The sequence below is a fragment of the Streptomyces sp. NPDC006872 genome (assembly GCF_040635845.1).
Lineage (GTDB): Bacteria > Actinomycetota > Actinomycetes > Streptomycetales > Streptomycetaceae > Streptomyces.
In genome coordinates this window covers 309,510-322,069 of the sequence record NZ_JBEYIL010000010.1, presented here as the reverse complement: position 1 = coordinate 322,069, position 12,560 = coordinate 309,510, and the positions used below count along the sequence as shown (strand labels likewise).

Sequence of the window (12,560 nt, the reverse complement as noted above, 5' to 3'; positions counted from 1 at the left end):
TTCATCCCGTCCAAGACAGCCGACCGGCACCTGACAGAAAGTCACCAGTACCGTATGGGCACTTCCTCCTCACCCCTGCTCTTCGGAGCCGCGTACTACACCGAGTACCAGCCCTACGAGCGGCTCGCGCAGGACCTCGATCTGATGGCCGAGGCCGGGTTCAGCGTCATCCGGGTCGGCGAGTCGGTCTGGTCGACCTGGGAACCCCGCGAGGGGCAGTTCGACCTCGACTGGCTGCAACCGGTGCTCGACGCCGCCCACGAGCGCGGCATCAAGGTGATCGTGGGCACCCCGACCTACGCCGTCCCGCCGTGGCTGCGCCGCAAGTACCCGGAGACGGCGGCCCGTTCGCGTACCGGGGAGACCGTCCCGTACGGCATGCGGCAGGACGCGGACTACTCGCACCCCGCCTTCCGGCATCTCGCCGAGCGGCTGGTCCGCAAGATCGTGGGGCGCTACGCCGACCATCCGGCGGTCATCGGCTGGCAGGTCGACAACGAGCCCGGGCTGCGCATCTTCCACAACGACTCGGTGTTCCAGGGCTTCCTCGACCACCTCCGCGAACGCTACGGCGACGTCGAGACGCTCAACCGCCGCTGGGGGCTCACCTATTGGTCCCACCGGCTGCAGGACTGGGCGGACCTGTGGACCCCCGACGGCAACTCCACCCCGTCGTACGACCTCGCCTGGCGGCGCTACCAGTCCCGGCTGACCCAGGAGTACATCACCTGGCACGCCGAGCTGGTCCGCGGCCTCGTACCGGAACACCACTTCATCACCACCTGCGTGGCTCTCGGCCAGCAGGGCTTGGACATCTCGGCGATCGGCCGGCCGCTCGACGTCGCCGGGGCGAACATCTACTACGCCACCCAGGACGGGCTGGCGCTGCCGGGTCCCGACGAGCCGGACGGCGGACTGCATCCGTTCTTCGTGCCCTGGTCAGGCCCCGCCTGGCTGTACCTCCAGAACGACCTGGCACGCGGTATCCGCCAGGAGCCCTTCCTCGTCATGGAGACCAACGCCACCTCCATCGGCGGCTCCGCGGACAACCTCCCCCTCTACCGGGGCCAGGCCCGCCAGGCGGTGTGGAGCATGGTCGCGCGCGGCGCGAGGATGATCGAGTACTGGCACTGGCACTCGCTGCACTACGGCGCGGAGACCTACTGGGGCGGCATCCTCGGCCACAGTCTGCAGCCCGGCCGGACGTACGAGGAACTCTCGGTGATCGCCCGGGAGTTGCAGCAGGCCGGCCCCGCGATCGACGGTCTGCGGCCGCGCAGCGACGTCGCGCTGCTGCTGTCCGCCGACAGCCGCTGGGCCATGGAGTTCATGGCCCCGCTCAGGGGGAACGCCCCTGCCTGGTTCGGCGATCCGCAGTCCTACGACCGCATCGTCGCCGCGTTCTACCGGGGGCTCTTCGACGCCGGGCTGTCCGTCGACGTCGTCTCCCCTGAGCAACTGCCGTCCAACCCGGCGGAGTTGGCGGCCCGCTGGCCGGTGCTGGTCGTCCCGGCGCTGTACATCGCGGACGACGCGACCCTCGATCTGCTGCGCCGGTACGCCGAGGCCGGCGGCCATCTCGTCCTCACCCCTCGCACCGGCTACGCCGACGAGGAGGCCGTGGCCCGGCACACGGTCATGCCCGGAGTGCTTCGTCCCGCCGCGGGCGCGTACTACCAGGAGTTCACCAATGTGCTGACGCCGGTCACGATCACCGAAGGGGACGGGACGTCGAACGGCCCCGCCCTGCACGGGCAGGCCACCGCATGGGCCGACGGGCTGATCCCGGACGGCGCCGCCGTCCTCGCCGGGTACGCGCATCCGCATCTGGGCGAGTTCGCCGCCGTCACCACGCATCAGCACGGCGGCGGCCGGGTGACGTACGTCGGCACCGTCCCGGACCGTGAGCTCTCGCACAGCCTCGCGGACTGGATCGCCGCGGTCTCGCTTCCGTCCGACGCCTGGCGCGAGAACCGGCCGCCGTCCGTCACCTGCACGTCCGCCGCCACCGCCGACGGGGCCGTCCTGCGCTTCGTCCACAACTGGGCCTGGGAGCCGGTCGACCACCGCCTGCCGGGCGACGTGCGCGACCTGTTCACCGGCACGGACCTCGCCGCCGGAAGCCAGCTCGTGCTCGGGCCCTGGGACGTCCGGGTCCTCATCGAGCGCGCATCCGACGCCCCCGTGCCGCCCCTCTCCCCCGCCGACCCCACTTCTTCGAGGAGGACGCCGTGACCCGGCAGCCCACCACCGACGCCGCGTCCGCGGCCGACGAAGCCGAGTTCGCCCGGCGCCTCAGCGCGCTCACCCTGGAGCAGAAGGTGAGGCTGCTGACCGGCGCGGACTTCTGGTCCCTCCATCCCGAGCCCGCCGTCGGCCTGCGCCGGCTGGTCGTCTCGGACGGCCCCGCCGGAGTCCGCGGCGAGCTGTGGGACGAGCGCAGCCCATCCGCCAACGTGCCCTCGCCCACGGCGCTGGCCGCCACCTGGGACGAGCCGCTGATCGAGCGGCTGGGCGGGCTGCTCGCCCACGAGGCGCGCGCCAAGGGCGTGGACGTCCTCCTCGCCCCCACCGTGAACCTGCACCGCACCCCCTACGGCGGCCGGCACTTCGAGTGCTTCAGCGAGGACCCGCTGCTCACCGCGCGGATCGGCGTCGCCTACGTCCGAGGCGTCCAGGACGGCGGGGTCGCGGCCACCGTGAAGCACTTCGTCGGCAACGACTCCGAGACCCAGCGGATGACCCTCGACGCGCGGATCGACGAGCGCGCCCTGCGGGAGCTGTACCTGACGCCGTTCGAGCACATCGTCGGCGAGGGCCGCGTCTGGGCCGTCATGGCCGCCTACAACGGGGTCAACGGGCACTCGATGACCGAGAGCCCGCTGCTGCGCGAGGTCCTGCACGAGGACTGGGGCTTCGACGGGCTGGTGATGTCCGACTGGTTCGCCGTACGCACCACCGAGCCGTCCGCACGCGCCGCGCTCGACCTGGTGATGCCCGGCCCGATCGGCCCATGGGGCGATGCGCTGATCGCCGCCGTGCACGAGGGCAAGGTCGACGAGGCGCTCGTGGACGACAAGGTACTGCGGCTGCTGCGCCTCGCCGCCCGGGTCGGCGCGCTGAGCGAGATGCCCACCACCGCCGGGCCGCCCGAGCACGACGCCGTGTCGGTGGCGGCCCTGCTGCGCGAGACCGCCGCCGCCGGGTTCGTGCTGGCCCGCAACGAGGACGCCGTACTGCCGCTGGACCGCGCGGCCCTGAGCCGGGTCGCGGTCCTGGGCCCCAACGCCGCCGTGGCCCGGACCCTCGGCGGCGGCAGCGCCACCGTCTTCCCGCCGCACACCGTCTCACCGCTCGACGGCATCCGCGCCGCCCTGGGGGACGACGTCGAGGTCGTCCACGGAATCGGCGTCACCCCGCAGACCCGCACCCCCGTCGCGGCGCTGTCCTACCTCCGCCACCCCGACGGCTCGGGCGAGGGCACGGAAGTGCGCTTCCTCGCCGCGGACGGAACCCTGCTCGGCTCCGAGCGCCGCGCCGGGGCCGCCTACACCTGGATGGGGTCCTACGGCCCCGGTGTGCCCATCGGGCAGGTCGCCCGAGTGGAGGTGCACACCGTCGTCCGCGCGGCCGACGCCGGACGGCACGCGATCGGCGGCTCGGGCATCGGCCGCTTCCGGATGTCCGTCGCGGGGACCGAGGTGTTCGACGTACGCCTGCAACTCCCGCCGGGCGCGGACCTGGTGGAGGGGCTGATGACTCCGCCGCAATGTCTCCACACCGTCGATCTCGCGGAGGGCGAGGAGACCCAGGTCGTGCTCACCCACGACATCGTCTCCGCCGAGGACGACATCGCGTCCGCCGACGACGCCATCGGCGACGCGGTCACCATGTTCCAGCTCAACCTCCAGCCGCCGCAAGGCAGCGACGACGAGGAGATCGAGCGGGCCGTGGCACTCGCCCGCGAGGCCGATGTCGCCGTGGTCGTGGTCGGCACCACCGAGGAGGTCGAGAGCGAGGGCTTCGACCGCGACAGCCTGGCCCTGCCCGGCCGGCAGGACGAACTCGTCCGCCGGGTCGCCGAGGCCAACCCGCGTACCGTCGTGGTGGTCAACTCCGGGGCCCCGGTGCTGCTCCCCTGGGCCGAGGAGGTCGCGGCGGTGCTGCTGGCCTGGTTCCCCGGGCAGGAGTTCGGCAACGCGCTCGCCGACGTCCTGCTGGGCGTGGCGGAGCCGGGCGGACGGCTGCCGACGGTCTGGCCCGCGTCCGAGCGGGGACTGCCCGCCACCGAGCCGGTCGACGGAGTCCTCGCCTACGACGAGGGACTGTTCATCGGCTACCGGGGCGCCGGCCGCGCCGGCTGGCAGCCGCCGCGCTACGACTTCGGTCACGGACTCGGGTACACCACCTGGGAGTGCGTCTCGATCGACGTCCAGGGTGCGGAGCGGCCCGACGCCGACTGCACGGCGCAGGTACGGATACGTAACAGTGGCGCGCGGCACGGCAAGGAGGTCGTGCAGGTGTACGCCGGCCGTCCGGGCGGCGGCGTCGAGCGCCCGGTCCGCTGGCTGGCCGGCTTCGCCGTGGTCGAGGCGGCGGCCGGCGAGGAGGTCGTCGCGACGGTGACGGTGGACGCACGGGCGTTCCGGCACTGGGACACCGAGGCGGGCCGCTGGGCCGTCGAACCGGGAACCTTCAGGCTGGAAGCGGGTCCGTCGTCGACTGCCCTGCCGCTCACCGCCGACATCGCCTTCGGCCGGGAGTGAGCCGGTCATGACGGACAGACGAGCGGAAGCGGAGCCGGTGGTCGCCCCCTGGCGTCAGACCGAGATCACCCTGACCGGCGCACGCGACTACGCCAATCCCTACACGGACGTCGACGTATGGGCCGAGTTCACCCATGAGTCCGGGACCGTACTGCGCCGCCCGGCCTTCTGGGACGGCGGCCGGACCTGGAAGGTCCGGTTCGCCTCCCCGGAGCCGGAGGGCCGCTGGACCTGGCGCAGCGGGAGCTCCGTCGCGGACAACGGGCTGTCCGGGCAGAGCGGAACGGTCGTCGTCCGCCCCGCCGCAGACGACGGCGACGCCTTCCACCGGCACGGCTTCTGGCGGATGTCGCCCGGCGGACGCAGCCTGGTGCACGCCGACGGGACGCCCGCGCTACTGGTCGGCGACACCGCCTGGGCCCTGCCCTGGCGGGCCACCGAGGAACAGGTCACGCAGTACGCCGCCGACCGGCGGGCCAAGGGTTTCAACGCGGCCCTGCTGATGAGCGTCCAGCCCGACATGAACGCTCGCGGGCCGCGCGACCGCACCGCCGACGAGGGCTTCGACGTCGGCTTCGAGGACCTGCCCACCGGTCACGTCAACGTGCTGAACCCGGCGTACTTCCAGTTCCTCGACCGGCTGACCGGCATCCTCCGCGACCACGGGATCGTCCCCGTGCTCCAGCCGCTCTTCCACGGCTTCGGCTGGAAGGGCCTTCGGGTGGCGGGCCCGGTGGTCCCGCCGCAGGAGTACGCGCGCTACTGCCGCTATCTCGTCGCCCGCTACGGCGCAGCCCCCGTCGTCTACCTGGTCGGCGCCGACGGCGAGGGCGGCGAGCCCCAGATCGCGGCAGGCGGCGCGGAGGTCGGCCGCTGGGACGGCTACGACCAGCCCTGCGGTATCCACTACCGTCCGCACTCCGACAACCGCGCCCACCAGAGCGAGGCCTGGCTGCACTTCCAGTGGTGCCAGACCGGCCACATGGGCGGGCACGTCCAGGAACGGGTCGCGGACATGTGGCGCAACACCCCGCCCAAGGCGGTCGCCAACGGCGAGCCGACCTACGAGAACACCGGCCGCCCCGGCCGGGCCGCGGGCTGGTGGCAGGGACACGAGGCCTGGAGCAACCTGTGCGCCGGCGGCACGATGGGCGTGGTCTACGGCGCGGCGAGCCTGTGGCAGTGGCGGCTGCACGCCGCCGAACCAGGCCACGAAGAGTTCTTCCTGGCCAAGGACGCGGGCTGGCGGGAGGCGCTGGACTTCGAGGGCTCGCGCCATGTCGGGCTGATCTCCCGGATCCTCGACGGCCTTCCGCTGACGGACCTGCGGCCGGACTGGCGGTCCGCCCTGGCGCCGCGAGGCCTGTCCGTGCCCGGAGTGCTGTACCTCTGCTACGCGGAGGAGGGCGGCCCGCTGTTCGTCACCGACCCGGTAAACGTCCCGCTCCCCTACCGGGTGGTCGACCCCCGGACCGGCGAGACCGTCCGCGAAGGCGTGCGTGCCGGCGCCGGGGACCCCGTCCCTGACGAGGGCGGTGCCCCACGGGTGTACATCTGCCATGACCCGAACCGGAGTTGATCCCCGTGCATGTCGCACCGCCCGCCTTCGAGCACCACCGCGAGCCCCTGGGCATCGGCGAGTCCGCTCCCCGCCTGAGCTGGCGCACGGTCACCGACGCCACGGACTGGCGGCAGGCCGCGCACCAGGTGGAGATCGCCGCCGCCGACGGCACGGTCCTCGCCGACACCGGACGCGTGGCGTCCGCCGAGTCCCTCCTCGTCCCCTGGCCGGGGCGACGGCTCGGCTCCCGGGAACGCGTCGGCGTGCGCGTACGCGTCTGGGGTGAGGGCGAGGACGAGCCGTCGCCCTGGTCGGAGACCTCGTACGCCGAGACCGGACTCCTGACGCCGGCCGACTGGACGGCCCGCCCCGTCACCCCGGATCACGCCCCCGCCGGGGAGCCACTGCCCGTCGCGCTGCTCCGCCGCGACTTCGCCCTCACCGGCCGCGTCGCCTCGGCCCGGCTGTACATCACCGCGTACGGCGTCTACGAGGCCGAGATCAACGGCGAGCGCGTCGGCGATCACGTCCTGGCCCCCGGCTGGACCTCCTACGCGCACCGGCTGCGCTACCAGACCTTCGACGTCACCCCCCTGCTGCGAACCGGCGAGAACACCCTCGGGGCACTGCTCGGCGAAGGCTGGTACACCGGGCGACTGGGCTTCCACGGCGGCAGACGCGACATCTACGGCGAACACCGCGCGCTCCTGGCCCAGTTGGAGATCGTCTTCGCCGACGGCACGGCTCGGACCGTCGTGACCGACGAGCACTGGCGCACGGCGGAGGGGCCCGTGCTGCGTTCGGAGATCTACGACGGTGAGGCCTACGACGCGCAGCGCGAGCGGCCCGGCTGGTCCGCGCCGGGACACGACGCGTCCGGCTGGGCACCCGTACGCCAACTACCGCCACCCGTAGCGGAGTTGGTGGCACCGACCGGTCCCCCCGTACGACGCACTCAGACCGTCGCCCCGGTCTCGGTCACCACGACACCGTCCGGGAAGACCGTCCTGGACTTCGGCCAGAACCTGGTCGGCCGACTGCGCATCCGCGTCTCGGGGGCGGCAGGGCACGAGGTCACCCTGCGCCACGCGGAGGTGCTGGAGGACGGCGAACTGAGTACTCGTCCGCTGCGGATCGCCGCCGCGACGGACAGCTATGTCCTGCGCGGCGAGGGCGTGGAGACGTACGAACCGCTCTTCACCTTCCACGGCTTCCGATACGCCGAGATCGGAAACTGGCCCGGCCCGCTCGACCCCGCCGACGTCGAGGCGGTCGTGCTCCACACGGACATGGCCCGCACCGGCTGGTTCGAGAGCTCCGATCCGCTGGTGAACCGGCTGCACGAGAACGTCGTACAGGGCATGCGCGGCAACTTCCTCGACGTCCCGACGGACTGCCCGCAGCGCGACGAACGTATGGGCTGGACCGGCGACATCCAGGTCTTCGCGCCCACCGCGTCCTTCCTCCACGACTGCTCCGGCATGCTGGTCGGCTGGCTGCGCGACCTGTCCGCGGAGCAACTGGCACGGCCGGACGGCGTGCCGCCCCTCGTCGTCCCCGACGTACTGCCGACCGCGTTCCAGGGCGTGGGCGCGCAGGCGGTGTGGGCCGACGTCGCGGTACTCCTGCCGTGGACCCTGTACCAGCGGTTCGGGGACCTGGAGGTGCTGCGCACCCAGTACCCGAGCATGCGGGCCTGGGGCGAGGCCACGATCCGGCTGACCGCCGAGGGCGACGGTCTGTGGCGGCAGGACTTCCAACTCGGGGACTGGCTCGACCCGCAGGCCCCGCCGGACCGTCCGGGCGAGGCGCGGACCGACGGCGACCTGGTCGCCAACGCGTATGTGATCCGCTCCGCCGAGGTCCTGGCCGAGACCGCCGAACTCCTGTACCGCTCCGGGCACTTGACCGGCAAGGACGACGCCGTCCGCTTCCGCGCGCACGCGGCTGCGGTACGCGAGCGGTTCGCCGAGCACTTCGTCACGCCGGACGGCCGGCTGGCCTCCGACGCCCAGACCGCGTACGCGCTGGCCCTCTCCTTCTCGCTCCTGCCGACGGAACGCCAACGGCGGGGCGCGGCCGAACGGTTGGCGCACATCGTGCGCCGCGCGTCCTTCCGTATCGCCACCGGTTTCACGGGCACACCGCTGGTCTGCGACGCCCTGTGCGCGGCGGGCGAACCGCAGCTCGCCTACCGGATGCTTCTGGAGAAGGACTGCCCGTCGTGGCTGTACCCGGTGACCATGGGCGCGACGACTGTCTGGGAGCGCTGGGACTCGATGCTGCCCGACGGCACCGTGAATCCCGGCGAGATGACCTCCTTCAACCACTACGCGCTCGGCGCCGTCGCCGACTGGCTGCACCGTACGGTGGCGGGTCTCGCCGCCGCCGAACCCGGCTGGCGGCGGCTCCGCATCGCCCCGGTCCCGGGCGGCGACCTGACCTGGGCGAAGGCGTCCCACGACACGCCGTACGGCAGGGCCGAGGCGGGCTGGCGCATCGAGGACAGCGAGGGAGACACCCTCGTCGTCGAGGTCGTGGTCCCCCCGAACACCCGGGCCGAGGTCCGGCTCCCCGACGGAAGAGACCCGTTCGAGATCGGCGCGGGACGCCACACGTTCCACTGTCCCTACGTCGCCCCGGCGTGGCCGCCGACCCCGATCCGACATCCGTGAACCGTGGGCGGTCGAACCTCGAGGATCAGCCAACGCAGCTCCTGTGCCTGTGGGTTGAGACTTCGAACACCTCCCCCAACGGCACGGGAGCCTCTTGCGTTGCGCATGGGTACGAAATACTCAGGCGAAAGAACTGGGCACGTGTGAAGTTGGTGGAAACCTGGTCGAGAGGAACCCGTCAGAGCATGAAACTCACACCAGATCCATGACGCGGCCGTCCCGTGGGACCACATCGTCGCTCCGGCCAGAGAGCGGCAAGGAAGACCTCCCGGGGCTGTTCCCGGCCGACGGGTGTGACTGACCGACGGTTGACCTGGCAGGCAACTTCCTCACGATCCACTGCGCCGGCGGCCGAAGAAGAACCCTCCGCAGCAGACGATCGGTACTTCTCCGCGCCGTGGACGGGCGCAGCTCGTCGAGGCCGCCTTCCAGCTCTCCGGCCGCGGCGGTGACTGCAGCGAGGCTGACGTACCCCGACCCTCGCCAAGGGACTGCTCACCCGATACGGGCCGGACACGAAGCGGAGGCGTGAAAACGATCCGCACTCAGGCTTCCGCCACGTACAGGAGTCGCCAGTCCACGCTCTGCGGAACGAGCCCCGACCAATCGCGTACCCGGCGGGGACCCACAGCACCCAGTCACGCCCCGACTCGAAGGAGACACATGCCCACGCTCGACCGTCAAGACGACGTTTTCGTCCTCGACCTCGGAGACGGCGAGAACCGCTTCCACCCCGACTGGCTTGCCTCCGTCAGCACGGCACTGGACAAGGTCGAGAAGGAGACAGGCCCCCGCGCTCTGGTAACCACCGCAACGGGAAAGTTCTACTCCAACGGCCTGGACCTGGACTGGCTGCTTGCCAACGTCGGCGAGCACCCCGGCTACGTCATCTGCGTCCAGGAGCTCTTTGCCCGGATGCTGTCCCTGCCGGTGATCACCGTTGCCGCTCTGCAAGGACATGCCTTCGCGGCCGGAGCGATGTTCTCCCTCGCCCATGACTTCCGCGTCATGCGCGCAGATCGGGGGTACTGGTGTCTGCCCGAAGCGGACATCGACATCCCCTTCACCCCTGGCATGTCCGCACTCATCCAGGCACGGCTGACCCCGCGCACCGCACACCGGGCCATGCTCACCGCACACCGCTACGGCGGAGCCGACGCAGTGGCCGCCGACATCGTCGACCGTGCGGTCGCCGAACACGAAGTACGCACGGCCGCCATCGAACTCGCCCAGTCGCAGGCCAACAAGGCGGGCGGCACCCTTGGCACCATGAAGTCCCGCATGTACGCCCCGGCCCTGACCGCACTGCGCGACACCGCCCTTCCTTTCAGCTGACACACCGTGGTGCTGTGGTTCACGCTGCGCCGAATCCGATCTGTACCGTCGGCTCGGCCTCGTCACCTCTGGCCTGCTGCACACCGGCGCGGGCGGCGTCCGTGCCTCGCCGGTGCGGCGGGTTGTCGCCCTTCTCGTGCACCCTCGCTCAGGCGGCACCCCGACCCACAAGAACCGTTTCGCGGAATGCGGCCACCACGGGACGGAGATCGACCCGGTGCCAGGCCGCCCACAGCTGAACAGACCCTCCGTACCAGGGCAGTTCGCGCACCGCGACGCCGTCGGTCGTGCCGCGCATCATGCTCTTCTGGATGAGCGCGAGACCAAGGCCGGAGGCGACCAGGCCCAGTGCGGTGAGTGGGTCGGCTGCATCAAGACGGATGTCCGGAGTGAAGCCGGAGGCTACGCACGACGCAACGAACACGTCGCGCCAGGCCGGGTCCTGGGAGTCGCCCACCGCGATCCACGGTTGCCCGTCAAGGGCGTCGGGGGTCAACTCCTCCTGCCCCGCGAGGGAATGCTCCGAGGGCAGCGCGAGCAGCAAGGGATCCTTCAGCAAAGGGGCCGCGTTCAGGTCCGGGTCGTCCTCGGGCGGCGGCGTGCGTACCAGCGCGATGTCCAGGCTGCGCTGGCGCAGCCCCTCGAACTGCTCGGCCGACTCCTGGTCGTACAGCGCAACGTGAATGCCCGGGCGTTGATCGCGCAGTGTGCGCAGGGCAGTGGGCAGGATGCCCGTGTGCATGGCGTCGGTCACGTAGCCGATGCACAGGCCGCCCTCCTCGCCCCGGCCGAGCCGCCGTCCGAGGTTCTCCAGCCGGTCCGCGTGGCGCAGCAGGGCGTGCGCCTCGGTCAGGAAGACATGGCCGTCGGAGGTCAGCCGGATGCGCTGCTGGCTGCGTTCGAAAAGGGTCAGGCCCAGGTTCTTCTCGAGCTGGGCAATCTGCCGGCTGAGGGGCGACTGGGAGATGTGCAGCCGCTCAGCGGCACGGCCGACGTGTTCGGCCTCGGCGACGGCGACGAAATAGCGGAGTTGGCGCAGGTCAAGCATGTAGGACCTCGAAGGACTCAAGTATGTCCAAGCAAGTCTTGGACAGTCTCATCTATGGATCCTAGCCTCGAACACGCAAGGACGACGGATCGCTCATTCACTGACGAATCCGACGCAATCACCATCGCAAGGATCCCCCCCCCATGAGCATCAAGCCCCTCCTGCCCGGCGCCCTCGGCTTCGGCACCGCACCGCTCGGCAACATGTTCCGCGCCATCCCCGACAAGGAGGCTGCGGCCACCGTCGAGGCCGCCTGGGACCAGGGCATCCGCTACTTCGACACCGCGCCCTTCTACGGCGCCGGCCTTTCCGAGATCCGGCTCGGCGACGTACTGGCGCAGCACCCCCGGGACGAATTCGTCCTCAGTACCAAGGTCGGCCGCGTCATCTTCGACGAGATCGAGGACCCGGCCGTACGCGACCTCGGCGAGAAGGGCGGCCTCTTCGAACACGGTCGCCCGAACAAGATGGTCAACGACTACACCGCCGACGCCACCCTCCGCTCCATCGAGGGCAGCCTCAAGCGACTCCGGACAGACCGTCTCGACATCGTGTGGGTGCATGACGTCGCCCAGGACTTCTACGGAGACGAGTGGCTGGCCGCCTATGAGAGCGCCCGCACCGGAGCGTTCCGCGTCCTGCAGAAGCTGCGCGAGGAGGGCGTCATCAAGGCCTGGGGCCTGGGCGTCAACCGTGTGGAACCCCTGGAGCTCACCCTCGACCTTGACGAGCCGAAGCCCGACGCCTTCCTGCTCGCGGGCCGCTACACCCTCCTCGACCACGACCGGGCCCTGCAGCGCCTGCTGCCGGCCGCCGCCGCCCAGGACGTCGACGTCGTGGTGGGCGGCCCCTACAGCTCGGGCATCCTCGCCGGAGGAACGCACTTCGAGTACCAGAAGGCACCCGCGCACATCATCGACAAGGTGCAGCGGATCAAGGCGCTCGCCGAGCGGCACGGGGTCGGTATCAAGTCCGCCGCGCTGCAGTTCTCCCTTGCCCACCCGGCGACGGCAGCTGTGATCCCCGGCGCCACCAAGCCCAGTCGCATCTCCGAGGACATCGCTGCTCTCGGCGAGATGATCCCGGCCGGGTTCTGGACGGATCTGCGCGAGGAGCGACTGATAGCGCAGGACGCTCCCGTACCCGCCGCCTGACCCCGTGCCCCCGTGACCGTG

At 71.3% G+C, this 12,560-nt stretch carries 7 protein-coding genes; 6 read left to right on the top strand and 1 reads right to left on the bottom strand.

Annotated features, from left to right (window positions below; genetic code table 11):
- Positions 1 to 54 precede the first annotated feature (54 nt).
- The 5 genes from ABZ725_RS29160 to ABZ725_RS29140 all read left to right on the top strand — a co-directional run bounded on the left by ABZ725_RS29160 (position 55) and on the right by ABZ725_RS29140 (position 10,337).
- Complete coding sequence (locus tag ABZ725_RS29160; protein ID WP_358805505.1) at positions 55 to 2,235, top strand: beta-galactosidase; 2,181 nt, start codon at positions 55 to 57, stop codon at positions 2,233 to 2,235.
- Positions 2,232 to 4,766, top strand: coding sequence for a glycoside hydrolase family 3 C-terminal domain-containing protein (locus tag ABZ725_RS29155; RefSeq protein ID WP_358805504.1), 2,535 nt, complete (start codon positions 2,232 to 2,234; stop codon positions 4,764 to 4,766). The genes ABZ725_RS29160 and ABZ725_RS29155 overlap by 4 nt, the downstream gene beginning before the upstream one ends.
- Before the next feature lie 7 nt (positions 4,767 to 4,773).
- Positions 4,774 to 6,345: a DUF4038 domain-containing protein gene (locus ABZ725_RS29150; RefSeq protein WP_358805503.1), complete on the top strand. Its 1,572-nt coding sequence runs from the start codon at positions 4,774 to 4,776 to the stop codon at positions 6,343 to 6,345.
- 5 nt (positions 6,346 to 6,350) lie between these two features.
- Entirely contained in the window at positions 6,351 to 9,002 is a 2,652-nt protein-coding gene (locus tag ABZ725_RS29145; protein ID WP_358805502.1) for a glycoside hydrolase family 78 protein, read from the top strand.
- A 663-nt stretch (positions 9,003 to 9,665) separates the two neighbouring features.
- Complete coding sequence (locus ABZ725_RS29140) at positions 9,666 to 10,337, top strand: enoyl-CoA hydratase-related protein (RefSeq protein ID WP_358805501.1); 672 nt, start codon at positions 9,666 to 9,668, stop codon at positions 10,335 to 10,337.
- A gap of 148 nt (positions 10,338 to 10,485) precedes the next feature.
- On the opposite strand, the gene ABZ725_RS29135 is transcribed toward ABZ725_RS29140, so the two are convergent.
- Positions 10,486 to 11,385, bottom strand: coding sequence for a LysR substrate-binding domain-containing protein (locus tag ABZ725_RS29135; RefSeq protein ID WP_358805500.1), 900 nt, complete (start codon positions 11,383 to 11,385; stop codon positions 10,486 to 10,488).
- Between the two features lie 143 nt (positions 11,386 to 11,528).
- Here ABZ725_RS29135 and ABZ725_RS29130 point away from each other — a divergent pair, with 143 nt between their 5' ends.
- Positions 11,529 to 12,539, top strand: a complete 1,011-nt coding sequence (locus ABZ725_RS29130) for an aldo/keto reductase (RefSeq protein ID WP_358805499.1) — start codon at positions 11,529 to 11,531, stop codon at positions 12,537 to 12,539.
- Positions 12,540 to 12,560 lie beyond the last annotated feature (21 nt).